We start from the raw sequence: 19983 nt of genomic DNA, 5'->3' as shown, positions 1-19983 counted from the left end.
ACTGGCCTCTGTACCGCCAATTTACTACAGTTAATTCCGTGAATAAAGAGGGCGTGCCTTTGGGTCCGCGGCCGGCCCCGACGACTGCCGGGTACCCGCCGCTATCCCGGCAGCGGCTGGCCGTGCTCGACTACGTGCGCACGCATGCGCCGGTGCGGATCGCCGCGCTGGCCGCCGGACTGGATCTGCACCCCAACACCGTGCGCGAGCACCTGGACGCGCTGCTGGAGTACCGACTCGTCGAACGCCTCACCGAGGCGCCGACCGGCCGCGGCCGCCCCGCCGCGCTCTATCGGCCCACGGCCGCGGACCCGGCCGTCGTCTCCAGTGACTACGCCGGCCTGGCCACCGCGCTGGCCGGGCATCTCGCCCGCACCAGCGCCACACCGGAACGCGATGCCCGCACCGCCGGAGTCGAGTGGGGCCGAGAACTGGTGGCCGACGCCGCCCTTGGTGACGATCCGCGGGGGACCGTGCTGGACGTGCTTTCCCGGCTCGGGTTCGCCCCGGAAGGCGAGGGTGCCGCGGCCGAGGGCATCGCCCTGCGCGCCTGTCCGTTGCTCGATGCGGCGCGTCGCTACCCGACCATCGTCTGTCAGGTGCACCTCGGGATCATCGAGGGGATCCTGGATCGGATCGGGGCGGTGATCGACGGCGACCTCGAACTGGTGCCCTTCGCCGAACCCGGAGCCTGCCGCCTGTTCCTGCCCAATCCCGTTGTGCGGCAAGGGGACAGGTCATGAGCGCACGGGGACTGCTCCTGCTGCCCGGCGGCTTCGCCCTGCTGGCCGGGTTGAACGCGGCGTTGCCGCTGCTCGGCCTGCCGGCCCCGGTGCGCGCCGACGGCGTGGCCGAGGTGCACGGGATACTGCTGACCCTCGGGTTCGTCGGCACCGTGGTGGCGCTGGAACGGGCCGTGGCCGCCGGTCGGACCCTCGGCTATCTGGCCCCCGCGGCGCTGGGGGCGGGCGCGGTGCTGCTGGTGTTGCCGGTCGGCCAGCAGATCGCCAACACTGCCTTGCTGATCGGGACCGCCGCGCTGGTGGTGCTGTACGTGCCGCTGTGGCGTCGCAATACCGACATCGCCGTGCTCATCCAGGCAGGCGGCGCGGTCCTGGCGGTGGGGGCCGCGCTGCTGTGGTCGGCCCATCTGGCGGTGCCGGTCCTGCTGCCGTGGCTGTCCGGGTTCCTGATCCTGACCATCGCCGGGGAACGCCTCGAGCTGACCCGCATCGTGAACTCAGATTTCCGCACCGAGGCGATGCTGGCCGGCATCGCCGGCGCCTACCTGACCGCCGCGCTGGCCGCGCTGCTGTGGCCGGGCCTGGGCTACCGGCTGCTCGGCCTCACCCTGCTCGCCATGATCGGTTGGCTGGCGTGGCATGACGTGGCCCGCCGCACGGTGCGCGGCACCGGGCTCCCGCGCTACATGGCGGTGTGCCTGCTCACCGGCTACGCCTGGCTCCTGGTCCCGGCCGGAGCGTGGGTGCTGATCGGGCAGGTTCCCGACGGCCGCGGCTACGACGCCGTCGTGCACGCGGTGATGCTGGGCTTCGTGATGTCGATGATCATGGCGCACGCCCCGGTCATCCTGCCGGCGGTGCTGCGCCGGCCACTGCCCTACACCCCGATGATGTACGGACCTGTTGTGCTGCTGCATGTTTCGCTGCTGCTGCGAATCGCGGTCGGCGACGCCGGGGACAGTCAGGCTGCCGTGCAGTGGGGCGGTGTGCTCAATATCGTTGCGGTGCTGGCGTTCGTCGTCGTCGCAGTGGTCTCGGTGAGCCGCCGCACGATCCGTGAGGCCGAGAAGGTGGCGGCATGAAACGCTCGAACTGGCACCTTCGCGCGGGGTCGGTGATCTTCGCCTGGCTGGTCGCGCTGGTGGTGGTGGCGCTCGCGCACCGGTCCATCCCACTGTCCGGGTGGCTGTTGGTGCACCTGCTGGGGTTGGGTGCGGCCGGCAACGCCATCCTGATCTGGAGCCGACATTTCGCCGATGCGCTGCTGCGCCGCACGCCGGACCCGCCGTATCCCGGTCAGGTGCTGCGATTGACGGCGTTCAACATCGGTGCGGTCACGGTGATCGTCGGCATGGTCGGGTTCTGGTGGCCGGTGGTGTTGGCCGGCGGCCTCCTGGTGGCCGCGGTGGCCCTGGTGCATGCCACGGATCTGGTGCGGTTTCTGCGGGCCGCATTGCCCGCCCGGTTCGCGATCACCGTGCACTACTACGTGGCGGCCGCGGTGTTGCTCGCCGTGGGTGTCGGACTCGGTGTGGCGATGGCGAATTCGGCGTTACCGGGAGGTTTGGCCGCGCGCTTCCGCACCGCGCATGCGGTGCTGAACGTATTCGGCTGGATCGGCCTGATGGTGCTCGGCACCCTGGTCACGTTGTGGCCGACGATGTTGCGCACCAGGATGGCCGACGGGGTCGAGCGGGCGGCCCGTCGGGGTCTGCCGGGTCTGCTGGCCGCTCTCGGGGTGGCCGTGAGTGGCGCCCTGGCGGCGTCACCGCAGATTCTGGGTATCGGCGCGGTGCTCTATCTGGCCGCGGCGGGTTGGGTGCTCTGGCCACACCTCGACGAGATACGCCGAAAGCGCCCAGCCGATTTCGCCACCCTGTCGGTGCTGTGCGGGGTGGTGTGGCTGATCGGTGCGCTCGGGTACGCCGGCGTCGGGCTGCTGGCCGCCCGCAGTTGGGAAGCCGCCACCGCCGTCACCGCTGCGCTGGCTCCGGTGCTGTTGGCCGGCTTCCTGGTGCAGGTGCTGTTCGGGTCGTTGGCCTACCTCGTTCCGGTGGTGATCGGTGGTCGTGCCTCGGCCCTGGCCGCCATCGCGACGTTGGAACGTGGTGCCCCGTGGCGGATCAGCATGGCCAACGCCGCGTTGTTGGTGTGCGTGCTACCGGTCCCGAGCCTGGTCCGGGTCGCCTCGTCGGTGCTGGTGCTGGTGGCCTACGCCACCTTCCTGCCCCTGTTGGTGCGGGCGGTGTGGCTGGCCCAACGCAACACCGGTGTGCAGTCCACACCGGGCCGTCCCGAGCCGGTCCCGCTTCCGCGTCGCCTGGGCGTGGCCGCAGCCGGGTTCGCCGTTGTCGTCCTGACCGCCGCGGCAGGTGTCGCCGCCGACCCGTCGAGCCTCGGAATCGCCACGGCGCCTCAGGCGTCGGTCGCCGCAACCGGGCAGACCACCGAGGTGCAAGTGCATGTCGAGGGGATGCGCTTCGTGCCGAACACCATCGAGGTGCCCGCCGGTAACCGACTGCAGATCACCCTGGTCAACACCGGCACCGACCGCCACGACCTGGTTCTGGCCAATGGTGCCCGCACCGAACGGATCGCACCCGGGACCAGCGCCGTGCTCGACGCCGGGGTGATCGGCTCCGATCTGGACGGCTGGTGCTCGGTGGCCGGACACCGGCAGATGGGAATGACCCTGACGGTCAAGGCAATCGGAACGGCACCGGGCATGTCGGCAAACCACCACGCCGGCCCGGCCGCAGCGTCCGTCGATACCGCCGAGGTCGCGCGAAGCCTGGGGAACATTCCCGGTCCGCACTTCGTGGCCCGGGATCCACGCCTGAACGACGCCGGACCGACCCTGCATCGGGTGACGTTGCCGGTCACCGAGGTCGAGCGGGAAGTGTCGCCGGGGATCACCCAGCGGCTGTGGACCTTCGGCGGCAGCGCCCCCGGGCCCACCCTGCGCGGCAAGATCGGCGACGTCTTCGAGATCACCCTGATCAACGACGGCACGATCGGGCACTCCATCGATTTCCACGCGGGGTCGTTGGCGCCGGATCAGCCCATGCGCACCATCAATCCCCGTGAGCGCCTGGTCTATCGGTTCACCGCCACCCGGGCCGGAATCTGGCTGTATCACTGCGCGACCATGCCGATGTCGGTCCACATCGCCAACGGGATGTTCGGCGCCGTCGTCATCGACCCGCCGGACCTGCCGGCCGTCGACCACGAATATCTGATGGTGCAGTCCGAGTTCTACCTCGGTCCGCAGGGCGGCGAGGTCGACGCCGACAAGGTCAGCGCAGACAAGCCCGACCTGGTGGCGTTCAACGGTTATGCCCTGCAGTACGACCGTGCACCGCTGAAAGCCCGGGTCGGCGAACGGGTCCGGATCTGGGTGCTCGCTGCCGGGCCCAACCGCGGCACGGCGTTCCACGTGGTCGGCGGCCAGTTCGACACGGTCTGGGCCGAGGGGGACTACCGGCTGCGGCCCGGTGCCGGCGGATCCCAGGTCCTCGGGCTGTTCCCGGCCCAAGGCGGTTTCGTCGAGTTGACCTTCCCGGAGCCGGGTAACTACCCGTTCGTCTCGCACGCGATGATCGACGCCGAACGCGGCGCGCACGGGGTGGTGAGTGTGCGGCCGTGACGGGGTGGGTTGCCCTACTGCGTCAACCGCTCCCGCATCCCGGGTGCGAGCAAGCCGGTGAGGGTGTTCCACTCCACGGTCACCGGGTAGTAGTCGCCGAGCACATGGGCGACGGGGAGGTAGATCACCAGGCCGTCGTCGTCGGGCAGCCAGTTGGCGAGCTGATCGGCGACCGGTTCGGGTGCGGACTGGCCGGCCAGCTTCTCGTCGTCGGCGATCTCGGTCTTGATGCCGTCGACGAGGGTGGTCAGCCCGGCGGTCTGGTCGGTGAACAGGTCGGTGATCATGATCGGTTCGGCGGTGTGGGCATCGATCACCGTCGTCGCCACCGCGTTGAACGGATGCGCCGCATGGTCGACGAAGATGTTGAGCAGCAGCACACCGGCTACCGCGCCGTTGCCGATGTGGGAGACCTCGCTGCGGTCGTCCTCGTCGAGGACGCCGGGTGCGACGGTGGTCGGGCGATTGTCTTCGGTGGGCTTGAGATAGTCGTCGAGGGCTGCGCGGATCCCGCTGTTGAACTTGTCCCGCACCGCGGCGTCTCCGCCGCGCAACTGTGGCAACTCGGCACGGTAGGTGACCGTGCCCCGGGTGCCGTTGACGGGTTCGATGACGCCGGTGAACGGCGTGGCCTCGGCGTTCGCCGAGGTGCTCGTGGTTGTCGGCTCCGGGCTGCTGTGGCTGTCCGATCCGCCTGAGCTGCACGCGGTGCCCACACCGAGCATCGAGACGACGGCCACGGCCGACGCCAGGCTGCGAAACATCGTTGCCTCGATCATTTTCCGACCCTAACCGGGTGAGGTGGCGCTCGGGGTCAAATGACGAACGGTGCGATGAGGGTGGTGGCACCCAACACCACCACCCCGATCAAGAACGCGACGACGGTAAAGCCCATGACTTGGCGGACATTGAGTTTCGCGATGGCCAGCAGGGGGAGTAACCAGAACGGCTGGATCATGTTCGCAACACCCTCGCCGACGGCGACCGCCATGGAGATCAACCCCAGATACGCCGGTGAGTCCTGGCCGAGCGCCAGTGCCGAGTCGACGGCGATCGGGCCCTGCACCGCCCAGTGACCGCCACCCGACGGCACGAACAGGCTGATGATCAACGATCCGATGAAGGTGAGGAACGGCAGTGTGTACTGCGTCGCACCGTTCACGAGCATCTCGGCGAGCAGGGTCTGCAGTGGCTTGACCCCTTCGGCCGCTTGATAACCCAGCAAGCCGACCAGACCGCCGTACAGCGGATACTGCAGGAGCAGCGGTCCGGAGACCTTCGCGGCACCGGTGAAGGCCCGGATGAACCGGATCGGGGTGCGGTGCAGCAGTGCACTGGTGATCGTGAACAGCATGATCATCGAGGCGATGTTCAGGGCGAATCCGCTGAGGACGAAATAGGCCATGCCTGCGGCGAATACAAGGACGTTGAGAATCCACAGGTCTTCGAGCCATTCGGCGAACGTTCGCTTGCCGGGCGAGGCTTTGTCCTCCGGTTGCTCCTCGTCCTCGAACACCGCCGGATCGGGTGCCAGGCTCTCCGCCGGCTCCATCCGCCAGATCGCCAGGGCGAGTAGAGCCAACACCACGATGACCGACAGCCAGCTGTAGGGCTGGAAGATGGTCAGCTGCAGCGGCACGGTGATGCCGGTCAGTTTGTGGATCACGTTGATCGGGCTGCTGTCGTCGGTGTTGGCCAGCGCGATCGACGACGAAAGTCCCTGTGTCCAGATGATGAAGCCCATGAATGCTGCCGCGATGAGGTAGCCGAAGTGCGCGTCGGTGAAGCGCTTGGCGACCTGCCGGGCGACCAACGCACCGGCTACCAGCCCGAGTCCCCAGTTCAGCAGGGAGAGAACAGCACTCACGCCGAAGCACAGGAGCGCCCCCTGGACCTGGTTGTTCGGCTTGCCGGCGATGTAGACGATGGCCCGCTTCAGGACCGGCGCCTCGGCGAGGGTGTAGCCCGTCACGAGGATCAGGACCATCTGGAAGGCGAACGTGAAGATGTTCTGCGATCCCCAGACGCCGCCGTACCAGGCCTGGAGCATGCCGCTGGGTGAGGCGTCGTGCACCAGAAGCCCGACCAGCGCCGCGACGAGAAGGGTGAGGATGACCGCGAACAGATACGGATCGGGCATCAGCCGCTCGACGTAGCGGACACACAGTGCGGTCAGCGACTGCATGAAGCCGCGACGTCTGGGTTTGTGGTCTTCGCCCGGTGGCATCCCCGCCGTGGCCGCCGCGTCTCCGCTCGTCATTGCCCTACCCCCACCCTTTTCGGTGCCTGATCGGCACGCACTTTAGCGGCAGAACCGTTCCCCGGAGTTCATTCAGCGCATGGTGGCGTGCAGGGCGTCGGTCATCGCGTCGATGGCGGCCTCGCGATCCAACGGCCACCCCTCGACGAGCCACACATGCATGAAGGAATCGACCATCGCGTACATCATTGCGATGGCCAGCCGGAGCCGTCCCTCGGCGGCACCGGGCATGACGTTGCCGGCGACCCAGTCGTTCACGTCGGCTTCCATCGTCGCGCGGTGTGCGGCGGCGAACTCAGGGTCGGCGGCGCGCGCCTGATGCAAGGCTGTGTAGAGCTCCGGGGCGGACGTGTAGAAATCGACCACCTTCTCGAAGAAGGCACGGATCGAGGGGCGCCCCGACTCGCCGCCGCGTGGGGCGTGTTCTTCGGTCCACACCGTCATCCGGGTGTCGCGGAGCTCCCGCAGCACCGCGGCCTTGCTGTCGAAATGCAGGTAGAACGTCGCCCGCCCGACCCCGGCGCGCCGCACGATGTCGTCGATGGTCACCGCGACATAGCCACGTTCGGCGAAGGCCTCCAAGGCCGCGGTCATCAGGTGTTCGCGGGTCATCAGCCGGTGCCGGTCCCGCATGGTCAGTTTCGGTGCCGCACCGGCGGCTGCGGCATCAGCGGTTTCGGTCACCCGATCTTCACCCCTTCCAGTTGGCCGGTGGAGCGCCACTTGTGCAGCATGTCGAAGAAGTCGACGGGCTTGCCGCCGAAGTTGTTGGCCAGCATGCTGTGTGGGTTGTCCCGATCACCCTCTGAGCTCAGGTAGCTCGGGGTGCAGTCGGCGTAGAACGCCTTGGGCTTCACGGTGGACTCGTTCATCTCCGCCAGCCATTCGTTCTCGGCCTCCTGGGTGGCTTCGATGGTCGCCGCGCCGCGTTCGGCCCAGGTCTTGACCAGGTAGGTGAAATGGCGGGCCCGTTCCTCGGCGGTGTGGGTGTAGTTGGGCGAAACCCCGGACTGGGTGTAGCCGAGGAAGAAGCAGTTGGGGAAGCCGTGGCTCTGCAGACCGTGCAGGGTGCGCATCCCCTTGGCCCACTTGTCGCTGAGGCGCTGGTTGTCCCGCCCGACGATCTCGAACCCGAGACGACGGGTGAACTCGGTGCCGACCTCGAAGCCGGTTGCGAACACCAACGCGTCGAGCTCGTACTCGACCCCGTCGACGACGACGGCGGTGTCGGTGAACCGCTCCACTCCGCGGCCGTCGGTGTCGACGAGTTCGACGGTGTCCCGGTTGAAGGTCTCCAGGTAGTCGTCGTGGTAGCCGGCGCGCTTGCAGTTCAGCTTGAACCACGGCTTGAGCGCGTCGGCGGTCCCGGAGTCACGCACGGTCCGGCTGATCCGGGCCCGCAGGCGCTCCATCGCGTCGAAGTCGGCGCGATACAGGAAGGCGCCGATTTCCTCGGCCGTCATCTCCCGGCCCAGGCGCGCGGTCTCGCGGATCACCGCTGGTTCGGTCAGGGCGAGCGCGTTGCGGGTCCATCCGTCGTCGGTGAGATCGAGGTCCATCTCGACCCCGCAGGTGACGCGGGTGAAGTTCTCCATCCGTTCGCGCTGCCAACCCGGCATCAGACTGGCCGCCCAGGTGGGGTCGGTCGGCCGGTTGTTCCGTTCGGCGACGGTGCTCGGAGTCCGTTGGAACACATACAGTTTCTGCGCCCACCGGCCGAGGTGCGGGATGCACTGCAGCCCGGTCGCCCCGGTGCCGATGACGCCGACCCGCTTGTCCTGCAGTCCGGTCAGCCCGCCGGTCTCGTCACCGCCGGTGTAGCCGTAGTCCCAGCGGCTGGTGTGGAAGGTGTGCCCGCCGAACTCGTTGATGCCCGCAATTCCGGGCAGTTTCGGCCGGGTGAGCGATCCGGGTGAGACGGCGACCAGGTTCGCGGTCAGCAGGTCACCGCGATTCGTCGTCACCTGCCAGTGCGCGGCGGCGCCGTTCCAGTGCATGCCGGTAACAGTGGTCTGCAACAAGGCATTTCGGTACAGCCCATAGTGGCGGGCGACGGCCTGCAGGTGCTCGCGGATCTCCGGCCCGTGCGCGTAGCGCTCCGTCGGCATGTAGCCCAACTCTTCGAGCAGCGGCAGGTAGATGTAGGACTCGATGTCGCACTGGGCGCCTGGATAGCGGTTCCAGTACCAGGTGCCGCCGAAGTCGCCGGCGGTGTCGACGATCCGGACGTCGTCGATGCCGGCCTCCTGCAGTCGCGCCGCGGCGATCAGGCTGCCCAGCCCGGCCCCGATGATCAGGACCTGCACGTGGTCGCGTACCGGATCGCGGTGCAGGGGTTGCGCCCACGGGTCATCGGCGTAGTGCGAGAAGTCCGCGGTGACCTCGACGAACTGGTCGACGGCGTCGGCCCGCAGGCGCTTGTCGCGCTCGTGCGCGTACTTGGCGCGCACCCAGTCCTCGTCGTACTCCGCCGGCTGCGGTCCCGGGGCGGCCGTCTGTGGCATCTCGTCGTGCTCCTCGCGTCGTCAGAATCTCACTAGACAGAGCGTCTTGTCAGTGGACTGTCGAGCATCTTGCCAGACGGTACGTCTCTTGGGCAGGGTGTGCGCGCGGAAATTGAGTTTCACGGCCACAGGTGTCCCGCCTACCCTGGGTAGCCGCACACATGAGGAGTGCGGCGACAAGGGGAGTGTGCATGAGCATCGGGGCGGAGGACACCGCGACGCCGCTGCGCACCCAGTCGAGCGCTCACGTCATCATCGCGCTGCTGGTCAGCTCGGCGTTCGTGATGATCCTCAACGAGACGATCATGAGCGTCGCGCTACCGGCGCTGATCGTCGATCTGGATGTTTCCGCGAACACTGCGCAATGGCTGACCAGCGGGTTCCTGTTGACCATGGCGGTCGTCATCCCGATGTCCGGGTCGCTGCTGCAGCGGTTCCCGGTCCGCGGCATCTACCTGACATCGATGACCTTGTTCTGCACCGGCACGTTGGTGGCCGCGCTCGCGCCGGGGTTCGCGGTACTCATGGCCGGACGGATCGTGCAGGCGTGTGGCACTGCGGTCATGATGCCGCTGCTGATGACGACGGTCATGACGTTGATCCCCGCCGACCGGCGCGGGCAGATGATGGGGACCATCTCGATCGTCATCGCGGTCGCGCCGGCGATCGGACCGACGTTGTCGGGTTTCATCCTCGGCTCGCTCGACTGGCGCTGGATGTTCTGGATCGTGCTGCCGATCGCCCTGGTGGCCCTCGGCGCCGGTCTCCTCTGGCTTGGGGTCGACGAGGAACGGCAGAAGCCGACGCCCATCGACCCCATCTCGGTACCGCTGTCGGCGATGGCGTTCGCGGGCTTGGTGTTCGGACTGTCGCTGATGGGTGAATCCGCCCACGGTCAAACGGCCGTCCCCGCGTGGGTGCCGATGTCGATCGGCGCGGTGGCGATGTTGATCTTCGGCGCCCGGCAGATACAGCTGCAACGACGTGACCGCGCGTTCCTGGACCTTCGGCCGTTCACCTATCGGCGGTTCTCGGTGTCGCTGGGCCTGGTGGTCCTCGGCTTCATGGCGCTGTTCGGTGCCATCATCATGGTGCCGCTGTATGTGCAGGATGTGCTGGGGAAGAGTGCGTTGGTCGCCGGTCTGACGAGCCTGCCGGGTGGGCTGCTGATGGGCATCGCAGGTCCACTGGTCGGTCGGGCCTACGACCGTCACGGCGCCCGACGGTTGGTCGTACCAGGGTCGGTGGCGTTGTGCGTGGCCCTGTGGGGATTCACCATGCTGTCGGGGGCGTCGGCGGTCTGGGAACTGGTTGTCCTCCAAACGGTCATGATGGTGGCGTTGTCGATGATGTTCACCCCGTTGATGACCGACGCGCTGAGCGTTCTGCCCGACCGGCTCTACTCGCATGGCAGCGCCATCCTCACGACACTGCAACAGGTCGGGGGCGCGGCCGGCACGGCGCTGTTCGTGACGGTCATGACCAAGGCCTCGCATTCGGGCGGTGCCCCGGATCTTCCCGGGGTGCATGCGGCCTTCACGGCTGCGGCGGTGATCAGTGTGCTTGCGGTGGTGACGGCGTTGTTCACCGCTGCGCACCCGAATCCGGCGGGCGGCACGCCGACGCACTGACGCCGAGATCGACGGCGCGGTGTTCTGTGTCAGGGAACAGCGCGTGTCATCCCGGATAGACAAGGTCCGTGTTGCGCGTCATATCGCCGATGCGGTGCGATTCCAAGTATGCCCGTAATGGCACGGCCGGGCCGGATGGCAGGTCGATGCCAGGTTCGGCGCTCCACCGAAAGCGGAAGTCCTCCAACGACTCCGGCCACTTGGTCGGCTCAAATGCGAAGCCGCCGCTATGACATCCCGTCAACCCGACCGCCAATGAAACAAGAACGCACAGCCGCGCGAGAGCCGTAGCCCGCATGCCGCGTTTCATGCCGCGTTGTCGGGCCAGCCTGGCACCGCGGGTTCGGCGACGGGTGGGGTGTCGAGTCGACTGGCGTAGATGGCCTGCCGCTGGGCCGCATCGTGGGGCATCAGATTGCGGCATCGCTCTCTGAGTTGAGAGGTGGCGGGGTCGGCGCCGGCCTCGGGATCCGATCCGTCAGTGGCTCCCCACGATGTGTTGGGGCTGGCCCCGGTGATGCGCCACGGGCCGAACACATCGCCCAGCGGCGCGGGATTGCGACCCTGCTGCGGTGCTGCGGCAGCAGGGGGTGCACCCGGCGGGACTGGCGGCGTGTCTGTCAGTTCCACACGCCACACTTCGACCGCAAATACGTCCGCATCCGGTCGGTAGACGGGAAGCAACTTGTGCGAGTCGGCGGCCTCATGAAAAACGTTGTAGAGCCCATCGCAGATGTATGCCCGGTAGCCTCCACCGTCAATAGGTGTCAGATCGAGGATGTGGAAGTATTCGTTCCCGTAGAACCGTGTCGGTTGCAGGTATACCAATGCCGGGAGGGTAGCCGGTTGGATACTCCACAGCTGGAACGGCAGAGTAGACGACGGCTGATCGATCGGCTTTCCCGCCGATGGCACCGCACGCTTGAATCCCGGATACGCATCGTCGGGGTTGGAGGTCAAATCCCCCAGCCGATGCGACTCCAGATACGCTCTCAGCGGCACTGCTGGGCCGGACAACAAGTCGATTCCCGGCTCCGCGGCCCACCTGAACCGAAACCCGTCCAACGTCGCAGGCCAGTTGGCAAACGTAGGAACAGGGGGCGGCGCGGCGGTATCGTCACGGCCGCCACAGGCGGCGACCAACAACATGAGCAGCGCCGCTGCGCACACGCGGGCGAAACGCATCGCGGTGTTCCTCACTCGCCGGTGTGGCTTTGCGCCGTGGGGTGTGCTTGGCTGTAAGCCGCCTGATATTGCAACATACTCAACGCCACCTTCGGATCAATACCGGCGAAGTAGTCCAGAAACGCAGTCCGGAAATTGGGAATCGAAGCGTTGTCAAGCGCCTTGAGGTTACCGAATTCATCGAGCAAACCGAGTCGGGAAAAGGCGCTTTTGTCACCGATGCTGTTATTGAGCAATTCGGATGCCACCGAATACTGAAGGGATTCGGATGTGGTAGTGGCGATCCCTGTTGTGGGATCGGGTGTGGGGAGATTACCAACGAAAATTTCCTTCAAGGGGTCGCCAGGCATCTTGCCGATGCCATCGAGCAACTCTTTGAGTACGGGTACTTGTCCACCCAACTCCTTGGCGGCGTCGAGCCATTCACCGCGGCTTTCGTACGCCCGAACATCTTCGAGATTGCCATACTTAATAGCGTCGTTGTCGGCGATGTTGGCTGCGGTTTCGATAACCCCGCGCATCGTGCCCGCGGAATGCAAGTCGCCCACGTTCGGACTTTCACCGGCGACGATGGATTTCTCGAAGTTATCCTCGTACTGGATGCCGTTCAAATAGGCCTTTGCATTTAGGGTTTCGGCAGCTTGTCTGTCGCTGTCGATCACCGAGAACAAGTCGCGAGTGACCGGCAACTCCGGCTTCTTCAGGTCATCCAACGGCTCGAAGCCGAGGGTGTTGTCGAGTTTGTTGCCCAGCATGTCGTCAATGTAGGGCCTGTTGGCTTCCGCCAGGCCGCGGGCCAGTTCGGGATTGACCTGCCCGAGCGACTGGCCGTCGGTACCGGCAATGTCCAATAGTTTGGGCGCGTTTTCACCTGCCCACTGATCGACCGCGTGCATGATCTCCCCGGCGCGGGTGGCCTGGGCTACCTGGGTTGGGTCGGCCAGATTGGTCGCTTCGGCGACCGGGGCCAGGCCGGTCAACATGTTCGACGCTGCAGCCCCGTCATCAGCCCATTGCCGGGTCAACACGTTTTCGATCATTCTGTCGCCGTGTTCACCGGTCAGCGCGCCGTGCAGGGCCATCTGATCGCGTCCGGCCGCCGACAGCATCGCCTGCAACGTCGGATCGACTTGGCCCTTGTTGAACGGCACCAAATCCTGAACGTTGGCGCTGGGCAACTTGTCCGAGATCTTGGAGTTATCCAGCATCATCTCGGCCTGCTTGAGCATCGCCTGATCGAACGACGACCCTTGCTGCAACGCCGGATTGCCCCGCTCCACCATTCCCGCAAGGTCAAGCAATTCAGGCCGCGCCGAGGTGTAGGCCCCCACCGGCGAATCATGAGTGTTCAGTGGGTATTTGGTCAGATCGCGGCGAACCGCCTCCGGCAAAGACTCGAAACTGCCCTTCAGCCCACCAGCGCCAACCGTGGTGATGTTTTCGTTGGACACCAGTTGCAACGCGTCCTGCAACCGATCCCCATCGGCGCCAAGGCGATCCATCAGCGCCCGAATCTCGGGCGTGCTCTTACCATCCAGCGAGCGCGCCACCTGGTTCAGATACTCCATCTGACTGGCAGGTAGCACCAGCTCACCGCGCGCCAACGCGTCCAGCTGTTGCGGCGTGAGCGTGGTGTTGGCCTGCAACCGCGCCGACTCCTCGGGCGTGAGTTGTCCGTCCTGCATGGATTGCCCGTCTCCGGAACCCTGCTCGGCCGGGATCGTGACCTCACCGCCAGCCGCGGCGGTCATCACCCGGCCGCTGTCTTGTCGCCGGCTTGTTTGGCGGCGTCACCGGCCTCGCCGTGCCAGTCGGCGCCGGTGTGTGCCTCACCGAGTTCGTCGGCGGTCGTCCCGCTGTGGCGGGAGCGTTCGACGAGTGCATCGGCCACTTCATCAATCTGGCCCGGGTCCCACTGTTCAACATCAGCCATCGACAGCGTCATGGGTTCTAGATTCCCATCGCTGTGGCGGCTGCTTGAACGTCGGCGGCTTCGCCCTCGTCGGTGTTGACATAGCCGGCCGCTGCGGACCGGTAATCGCCGGCAAGCCCGACCAGCTCGCCATAGCGGGCCGCGGATTGTTCCTGCCATCGAGTGCCCGCCCCTGAGAGGGCGGCCGCGCTGGTACCGACCCAACCGGCCGAGGCAGCGGTGATGCGGTCACTGGCAGTGGCATGGGCCGCGCGCAATCCCTCAGCAGCCGTATCGATGCGATCGGCAGCCACCGACACCAGTGTCGGGTCAACCCGCAATTCGTCACCCATCGCGATCCCCCCAGTTTGGATACGTGGCACCTGTCAGTTTGCTGACAAAATTTACCACCGCTCACTGCGCACCGGCTGCACCAATCACCTGGCGGACCACACGATCGAGCCGAGTTCATGCTGTGCAGGGTCGGCGCTGTGCGGCGGCGGCAATAGATCGGGGCCATCGGAAGTGGTCCCGAGCAATGATCAGAACCTGTGGATGAGCCTCGGTGAGGCGGCGTGGGGAAAGGGCGCACCTTCCCGAGGATGATCTGAAAGTCGAAGGTCTGATCAAGAGCCGGCGTTGACGCGCTGGTTCGGGAAGGTACGCCGGAAACGGAGTAAGACTTCTCCTGTGGCACTCACCGTGCGGGACCTGACCGAGCTCGAGCACCTCGGTCTCGTCCTGGTGGCCGGAGCGCGCGGCGCGGACCGTGAGATCTCCTGGGCACATGCGATCGAGTTGACCGACCCGACCCCGTATCTGGCCGGTGGTGAATTGGTCATGACGACCGGCATCAACATCGGAGCCGATGCCGATGCACAGGCCGCCTACGTGGCGCGTCTGGCCGCGGCCGGGACCGCAGCGCTGGCCATCGACACGGGCACCACCATTGCCGACATCCCGCAGGCGGTGCGCGCCGCCGGCGATCAGTTGGGGATCCCGGTGCTTGAGGTGCCCGCGTCGACTCCGTTCATCGCGATCGCCCGCGTGGTGATCGACGCACTGAAGGCCGACGAACTGCGGTCGGTGCAGCGTGTCGTCGACGATCAGGAGGTGCTGGCCCGGGCGACGCTGCGGGGCGGCATCCCCGGAGTGGTCGAAGCGCTGGCCGATTGTCTGTCCGCGACCGTCGTGGTGGTCGACACCGACGACATCGTGTTGGCTGCCGGGGGTGGTGCCCGAGAGCGGTTGCTCTCCGTGCTGGGCGAGCAGGTTCCTCCGACGCGCAGGCAGGGCGCCCACGTGACCACGGACGGGGACGCCTATGTCACCATTCAGAACCTGCGGGCCGCCCAACCCGTTCGCGGTCGGCTTGCGGTGCGCACGGCCGGCCCGATGTCCAACGCCGACCGGTTCCTGGTCGCGCACGCCGTGTCGCTGATCTCGATCGCGATCGAGAAGCCGGCCCGGGTGGTCGATGCCGAGCAACTGCTGAGGACCGCGGTGACCCGCGAGATGATCTCGGGCGCCGGCGCGGTGGACAGTGCGGTGTTGCGCTACTTCGGTTTCGAGCCCGACGGGGACATCGTGGTGGCGTCGTTCAGCGGTGCCGGCCCCGTGTTGGCTGCCGAGCATGTACTGGGCCGGCTGTTGGCATCGTTTCTGATGGCTCCGATGGGTGACGAGATCGTGCTCGTGGTTCCGGCCGTCGGGAGCCGACGCCGCATCCGTACTTGTGTCGCGGAACTCGAACAGCAGACGGGAATCGTGGTCGGTGGTGGGATGAGCCGGCCCGCCGGGCTGGCCGATCTGCACACGGCCTTGGAACAGGCCCGCATCGCGGCGCATTCCGGGGGCGGGCGGTTCGGCGAATTCGGTGAACTCAGCCCGATGGGGGTGCTGCTCGAGGGGCGAAGTACCGCCGAACTCCGGGTATTGGCAGCACCATTGGACTCGCTGGGCGGGGGTGACGAGCTGATCCCCACCCTGGCGGCCTTTCTCGGCCGCAACGGCCAGATGGAGGCGGCGGCTGCCGAGCTGGCGGTTCATCGCCACACCATGCGCAACCGGATGCGCCGCATCTGTCATCTGTTGGGCGATGACCTTGAATCGGCCGACACCCGGGCGCAGCTGTGGCTGGCGCTCAGGGCCTGGCAGCTACTGGCGTCCCGCTCGGGGTGAGGTCGCCCTCGTCCAGCGAATCGGCATCGAGCCGAGGCGGGCCGCTGCGGTAGGTGACCGGTGTCGCCGACAACGTGATCGGGTTGGCCACTTGGGGTGTGGACGTTCCGGGCACCGCAACGGTCGCTTCCAACCCGAGTTCGCGGGCGAACGCGAAGGCCTCCGACAGGTCGTTGATCGGCCCGGCCGGCACACTCGCGGCGGTCAGTGCCGCGTACCAGTGGTCGGCACCGTGGTTCTTCAACGCGGTTTCGATGATGGCGCACAACTCATCCCGATGTGCGACCCGTTCCGGATTGGTGCGGAACCGGGGGTTGTCGGCCAGCTCAGGTTCGCCGATGGCCGAGGCGAAGGCACGGAACTGTTTGTCGTTGCCGACCGCGACCGCGATGGGCCGGTCGGCGGTGTCGAACGTCTGATACGGCGCGATACTCGGATGGCGGTTACCCATCATCTGCGGTACTGCACCGGCGCCCAGATACCCGGAAGCCTGGTTGACCATGGAGGACAACAACACCGAGAACAGGTTGGTGTCGACGCGCTGGCCCACCCCGGTGCGATCGCGATGCGCCAGTGCCGCCAGGATTCCGCTCAGCGCGTGCAGTCCGGCCAGCACGTCGACCAGGGCCACGCCGGCCTTGGTGGGATCGCCGGGTTCGGTGCCGGTGACGCTCATCAACCCACCGACCGCCTGCACCAACAGGTCATAGCCCGGCAATCCGGCGCCGCCGTCGTGGCCGAACCCGGTGATCGAGCAGTAGATGACATCGGGACGGATTGCCCGCAGGTCCTCGTAGCCCAGTCCCAGTTTCTCCATGGTGCCCGGCCGGAAGTTCTCGACCACGATGTCGGCACCGGCCACGAGGGACCGGGCGTGATCCCGGTCGTCCGGGTCGGTCAGGTCCAGCACCAGTGACCGCTTGTTCCGGTTGACGGAGTTGAAATATGTTGCCACTCCGGATGAATCGTAGGGCGGTCCCCAGGCCCGGGTGTCGTCGCCGGTACCTGGGCGTTCGATCTTGATGACCTCCGCGCCGAAATCACCGAGCATCATGGTCGCGTAGGGCCCGGCCAGCACGCGGCTGAAATCGACGACGACGATTCCGTCGAGGGCGCTTGCGCTCATGCGCCCGGCCGCCCGCCGCGAAGGTACACCGTGGTGGTGTGGGTGAAGAAGTCCCGCGCTGCGCCACCTTGCTCTTTGGGGCCGAGCCCGCTCTTCTTGGCGCCACCGAACGGTACGTGCGGATCGGCGCCGGCCGACTCGGAGTTCACGTGCAGCACTCCGACGTCGATCTGCTCGACCGCCTGCAGCGCCCGGGTCAGGTCCTGGGTGAAAATCGCCGCCGAGAGGCCGAACTCGCTGTCGCTGGCGAGCGCGAACGCGGCGTCGGCATCGGCGGCCCGTTTGACCGCGAGGACCGGTCCGAACAATTCGTCGGTCCACACGTCGGCCGGTGCATCGTCGAGTTCGATGATGGTGGGCGCGATGAAGTAGCCCTCGGCCAGCGGGCCGTCGGCGTAGGGGCGTCCGCCCGTCAACACCGTGGCGCCTTGCCTGGCCGCGGCCTGAACCCCCGCCGAAATCGACTGGTGTGCAGTGCCGTTGATGACCGGACCCATCTGTGTCGCATCGTCGGTCGGATCTCCGACGGTCAGTGCCGCCGCGTGCTCGGCCAGTGTGGCCAGGAACTTCTCGGCGATCCCTTCGGTGACGATCAGTCGGGACGTGGCGGTGCATTTCTGCCCGGTCGAGCGGAACGCACCGAGCATCACCTGCTCGAGGGCCAGATCGATATCGGCGTCATCGAGAACGACGGCGGCGTTCTTGCCGCCCATTTCGGCCTGTGCGGGTACTCCACGTGCCGCTGCGGCCGCGGCGATGCGCCGCCCGACTCCGGTGGAACCGGTGAACGTGATGGCGTCGATACCGCGGTGGTCGACGATAGCGTTACCGACGTCGGATCCGCCGATCAGCAGGTTGAGCACACCGGCAGGCAGACCGGACTCGGTCAGCGCCTGCGCGAGTCGAATCGCCAGCAGCGGAACGGTACTCGCGGGCTTCCACACCACGGTGTTGCCGTAGACCAACGCGGGTGCGATCTTCCAGGCCGGGATGGCGATGGGGAAGTTGAACGGTGTGATCACCCCGATAACGCCCAACGGCTTGCGGGTGATGAGGATCTGTTCACCGGCCCGGGGGGAGGTGAAGATCTCGCCCGCCTGCCGATCACCCTCATTTCCGTAATAGCGCAGGATCTGCGCGGCCCGCCGAACCTCGCCGATGCCTTCGGCTTTCGTCTTGCCCTCTTCGCGGGCCAGATCCAGCCCCCACGCCTCCGCATTGCGGTCGACAATGTCCGCAGCGCCCAGCAGGACTGCTCCGCGCTGGTGCATCGGGGTGGCGGCCCAGGGCGCCGTCGCTGCCGTGGCGGCACGCACTGCGTCGTCGACATCGGAGGACCGTGCGTCACTTCCCTGAGCGACAATCAGACTCGGCCGGGCCGGGTTCACACTGAGCAGCTCATCACCGGTGCCCGGCACCCATTGTCCGCCGATCAGGTGCTCGATGACAGCGGTCATCAGCGGAAGGCCGCCTGCCCGGTCAGTGCCTTGCCGATGGCGAGAAGGTGCATCTCGGAGGTGCCCTCATAGGTGAGGACGGATTCCAGGTTGTTGGCGTGCCGCAGCGGTGCGTATTCGAGGGTGATTCCACTGCCGCCCAACAGGGTTCGGCATTCACGGGCGATAGCCAGCGCTTCGCGGACGTTGTTGAGCTTGCCCAGGCTGATCTGCTCGGGCCGGACCCCCTCGGCATCCTTCATGCGGCCCAGGTGGATCGCCAGCAGCATGCCCTTGCCGAGCTCGACGGTCATGTTGGCCAGCTTTTCCTGGGTGAGTTGGTAGCTGGTCAGCGGCTTGTCGAACACCTCGCGCGAGCCTGCGTAGTCGAGCGCGGTCTCCAGGCTGTCGCGGGCCGCGCCGAGTGCCCCGAACACGATGCCGAACCGGGCCTCATTGAGGCAGGACAGCGGGGCGGACAGTCCCTCGGCCAGCGGCAGTTGCGCCGAGGCCGGCAGTCGCACGTTGTCCAGCACGAGCTCGGAGGTCACCGAGGCCCGCAGCGAGAGCTTGCGGTGAATCTCGTTGGCGGTGAATCCCGGTGTGTCGGTGGGCACCAGGAAGCCTCTAATATCCCCGTCGCCGTTCCCCGTTCTCGCCCACACGGTGGCCACGTCGGCGAGGTTGCCGTTGGTGATCCACATCTTGGTGCCGTTGAGCACCCAGTCTGCGTTTTCTCCGGCGCCGTCTCGGCGGGCGCGGGTGCGCATGCCTGCGGGGTTGGAACCGAAGTCGGGCTCGGTCAGGCCGAAGCAACCGATCGCGTCGCCGGCAGCCAGTCGGGGCAGCCATTCGTTCTTCTGTTCTTCCGAGCCGTAGCGGTAGATCGAGAACATCGACAGCGAGCCCTGGACGGATACGAAGCTGCGGAACCCGCTGTCACCGGCCTCGAGCTCCATGCAGGCCAGGCCGTAGCTGACGGCATTGGTGCCCGCGCAGCCGTACCCCTGCAGGTGCATGCCGAGCACCCCGAGATTGCCGAACTCCTTGGCCAGCTCCCTGGGCAGGGTGGCCGATTCGAACCATTCCGCGACGTTGGGCTTCAACCGGGTATCGACAAACTTGCGCACCGTCGCCGCGATCTCACGCTCGTCGTGATCGAGCAGTCGGTCGGTGGCGAACAGCTCCAAGGGCCGGTAGATCGACTTCTTGGCGGCCGGGGTGGCGGTGGCGGTCATGCCTCAAGGCTAGATTTGCCCGGCAAATATGCCTATGGCCGTTTCGTACAATTGGCGAGCGTCATCTATCCGGTTCGGCCCTAGGGCCGTTCGGCCGCCCACCGTGACCACCCGGCGCCGT

Annotated in this window: 16 protein-coding genes; 5 read left to right on the top strand and 11 right to left on the bottom strand. The window is 66.8% G+C overall.

The features are described from left to right. Positions 1-38: 38 nt before the first annotated feature. The 3 genes from JOF57_RS17210 to JOF57_RS17200 are packed head-to-tail and all read left to right on the top strand — an operon-like array spanning position 39 to position 4389. Positions 39-743: a helix-turn-helix transcriptional regulator gene (locus JOF57_RS17210; protein ID WP_163663316.1), complete on the top strand. Its 705-nt coding sequence runs from the start codon at positions 39-41 to the stop codon at positions 741-743. Next, complete coding sequence (locus JOF57_RS17205) at positions 740-1825, top strand: DUF8744 domain-containing protein (RefSeq protein WP_163663314.1); 1086 nt, start codon at positions 740-742, stop codon at positions 1823-1825. The genes JOF57_RS17210 and JOF57_RS17205 overlap by 4 nt, the downstream gene beginning before the upstream one ends. Beyond that, the gene (locus JOF57_RS17200) at positions 1822-4389 is read left to right on the top strand and encodes a multicopper oxidase domain-containing protein (RefSeq protein ID WP_163663312.1); all 2568 of its coding nucleotides are present in this window, start codon (positions 1822-1824) and stop codon (positions 4387-4389) included. The genes JOF57_RS17205 and JOF57_RS17200 overlap by 4 nt, the downstream gene beginning before the upstream one ends. 14 nt (positions 4390-4403) lie before the next feature. Here the strand turns inward: JOF57_RS17200 and JOF57_RS17195 are convergent, their stop codons facing one another. The 4 genes from JOF57_RS17195 to JOF57_RS17180 all read right to left on the bottom strand — a co-directional run bounded on the left by JOF57_RS17195 (position 4404) and on the right by JOF57_RS17180 (position 9153). Further along, positions 4404-5168, bottom strand: coding sequence for a hypothetical protein (locus JOF57_RS17195; RefSeq protein ID WP_163663310.1), 765 nt, complete (start codon positions 5166-5168; stop codon positions 4404-4406). A 35-nt stretch (positions 5169-5203) separates the two neighbouring features. Further along, positions 5204-6574, bottom strand: coding sequence for a TIGR00366 family protein (locus tag JOF57_RS17190; RefSeq protein WP_372508190.1), 1371 nt, complete (start codon positions 6572-6574; stop codon positions 5204-5206). 147 nt (positions 6575-6721) lie between these two features. After that, positions 6722-7333 (bottom strand): TetR/AcrR family transcriptional regulator, encoded by a 612-nt coding sequence (locus tag JOF57_RS17185; RefSeq protein ID WP_163663308.1) that lies wholly within the window; start codon positions 7331-7333, stop codon positions 6722-6724. Next, positions 7330-9153 (bottom strand): flavin-containing monooxygenase, encoded by a 1824-nt coding sequence (locus JOF57_RS17180; RefSeq protein ID WP_163663306.1) that lies wholly within the window; start codon positions 9151-9153, stop codon positions 7330-7332. Before JOF57_RS17180 ends, JOF57_RS17185 begins: the two co-directional genes overlap by 4 nt. 191 nt (positions 9154-9344) lie before the next feature. Here JOF57_RS17180 and JOF57_RS17175 point away from each other — a divergent pair, with 191 nt between their 5' ends. Then, a complete protein-coding gene (locus tag JOF57_RS17175) occupies positions 9345-10784 on the top strand; it encodes a DHA2 family efflux MFS transporter permease subunit (RefSeq protein ID WP_209918426.1) in 1440 nt (479 codons plus the stop codon). Positions 10785-11090: 306 nt separating this feature from the next. On the opposite strand, the gene JOF57_RS17170 is transcribed toward JOF57_RS17175, so the two are convergent. The 4 genes from JOF57_RS17170 to JOF57_RS17155 are packed head-to-tail and all read right to left on the bottom strand — an operon-like array spanning position 11091 to position 14234. Further along, positions 11091-11969 (bottom strand): hypothetical protein, encoded by an 879-nt coding sequence (locus tag JOF57_RS17170; protein WP_209918425.1) that lies wholly within the window; start codon positions 11967-11969, stop codon positions 11091-11093. 11 nt (positions 11970-11980) lie between these two features. Beyond that, positions 11981-13720 (bottom strand): TPR repeat domain-containing protein, encoded by a 1740-nt coding sequence (locus JOF57_RS17165; protein WP_209918423.1) that lies wholly within the window; start codon positions 13718-13720, stop codon positions 11981-11983. Continuing rightward, positions 13720-13914 carry a hypothetical protein gene (locus JOF57_RS17160; protein WP_209918421.1) on the bottom strand — a complete coding sequence of 65 codons (195 nt, stop codon included), beginning with the start codon at positions 13912-13914 and terminating at the stop codon, positions 13720-13722. The genes JOF57_RS17165 and JOF57_RS17160 overlap by 1 nt, the downstream gene beginning before the upstream one ends. Positions 13915-13919: 5 nt before the next feature. After that, the gene (locus tag JOF57_RS17155; protein WP_209918419.1) at positions 13920-14234 is read right to left on the bottom strand and encodes a WXG100 family type VII secretion target; all 315 of its coding nucleotides are present in this window, start codon (positions 14232-14234) and stop codon (positions 13920-13922) included. A 337-nt stretch (positions 14235-14571) separates the two neighbouring features. On the opposite strand from JOF57_RS17155, the gene JOF57_RS17150 reads away from it, so the two are divergent. Further along, on the top strand, positions 14572-16062 hold the full coding sequence (locus JOF57_RS17150) for a PucR family transcriptional regulator (protein ID WP_209918418.1): 1491 nt from the start codon (positions 14572-14574) through the stop codon (positions 16060-16062). On the opposite strand, the gene JOF57_RS17145 is transcribed toward JOF57_RS17150, so the two are convergent. The 3 genes from JOF57_RS17145 to JOF57_RS17135 are packed head-to-tail and all read right to left on the bottom strand — an operon-like array spanning position 16025 to position 19862. After that, on the bottom strand, positions 16025-17188 hold the full coding sequence (locus tag JOF57_RS17145) for a CaiB/BaiF CoA transferase family protein (protein WP_209918417.1): 1164 nt from the start codon (positions 17186-17188) through the stop codon (positions 16025-16027). The genes JOF57_RS17150 and JOF57_RS17145 overlap by 38 nt on opposite strands. Next, positions 17185-18645, bottom strand: a complete 1461-nt coding sequence (locus tag JOF57_RS17140) for an aldehyde dehydrogenase family protein (protein ID WP_407666579.1) — start codon at positions 18643-18645, stop codon at positions 17185-17187. The genes JOF57_RS17145 and JOF57_RS17140 overlap by 4 nt, the downstream gene beginning before the upstream one ends. After that, positions 18645-19862, bottom strand: a complete 1218-nt coding sequence (locus JOF57_RS17135; RefSeq protein ID WP_209918416.1) for an acyl-CoA dehydrogenase family protein — start codon at positions 19860-19862, stop codon at positions 18645-18647. Before JOF57_RS17135 ends, JOF57_RS17140 begins: the two co-directional genes overlap by 1 nt. Between the last annotated feature and the right edge of the window lie 121 nt (positions 19863-19983).

Origin of the sequence: Mycolicibacterium lutetiense, assembly GCF_017876775.1 — a bacterium.
In the GTDB taxonomy this organism is placed as follows: domain Bacteria; phylum Actinomycetota; class Actinomycetes; order Mycobacteriales; family Mycobacteriaceae; genus Mycobacterium; species Mycobacterium lutetiense.
Note: the sequence above shows the minus strand (reverse complement) of the source record. Positions and strands in the feature narration are given on the sequence as shown.

What these genes read in the sequence shown, in the direction of transcription:
- JOF57_RS17205 (WP_163663314.1), top strand. Translation starts at nt 740, where the DNA reads ATGAGCGCACGGGGACTGCTCCTGCTGCCCGGCGGCTTCGCCCTGCTG.
- JOF57_RS17200 (WP_163663312.1), top strand. Translation starts at nt 1,822, where the DNA reads ATGAAACGCTCGAACTGGCACCTTCGCGCGGGGTCGGTGATCTTCGCC.
- JOF57_RS17195 (WP_163663310.1), bottom strand. Translation starts at nt 5,168, where the DNA reads ATGATCGAGGCAACGATGTTTCGCAGCCTGGCGTCGGCCGTGGCCGTC.
- JOF57_RS17190 (WP_372508190.1), bottom strand. Translation starts at nt 6,574, where the DNA reads ATGCAGTCGCTGACCGCACTGTGTGTCCGCTACGTCGAGCGGCTGATG.
- JOF57_RS17180 (WP_163663306.1), bottom strand. Translation starts at nt 9,153, where the DNA reads ATGCCACAGACGGCCGCCCCGGGACCGCAGCCGGCGGAGTACGACGAG.
- JOF57_RS17175 (WP_209918426.1), top strand. Translation starts at nt 9,345, where the DNA reads ATGAGCATCGGGGCGGAGGACACCGCGACGCCGCTGCGCACCCAGTCG.
- JOF57_RS17170 (WP_209918425.1), bottom strand. Translation starts at nt 11,969, where the DNA reads ATGCGTTTCGCCCGCGTGTGCGCAGCGGCGCTGCTCATGTTGTTGGTC.
- JOF57_RS17165 (WP_209918423.1), bottom strand. Translation starts at nt 13,720, where the DNA reads ATGACCGCCGCGGCTGGCGGTGAGGTCACGATCCCGGCCGAGCAGGGT.
- JOF57_RS17160 (WP_209918421.1), bottom strand. Translation starts at nt 13,914, where the DNA reads ATGACGCTGTCGATGGCTGATGTTGAACAGTGGGACCCGGGCCAGATT.
- JOF57_RS17155 (WP_209918419.1), bottom strand. Translation starts at nt 14,234, where the DNA reads ATGGGTGACGAATTGCGGGTTGACCCGACACTGGTGTCGGTGGCTGCC.
- JOF57_RS17145 (WP_209918417.1), bottom strand. Translation starts at nt 17,188, where the DNA reads ATGAGCGCAAGCGCCCTCGACGGAATCGTCGTCGTCGATTTCAGCCGC.
- JOF57_RS17140 (WP_407666579.1), bottom strand. Translation starts at nt 18,645, where the DNA reads ATGACCGCTGTCATCGAGCACCTGATCGGCGGACAATGGGTGCCGGGC.
- JOF57_RS17135 (WP_209918416.1), bottom strand. Translation starts at nt 19,862, where the DNA reads ATGACCGCCACCGCCACCCCGGCCGCCAAGAAGTCGATCTACCGGCCC.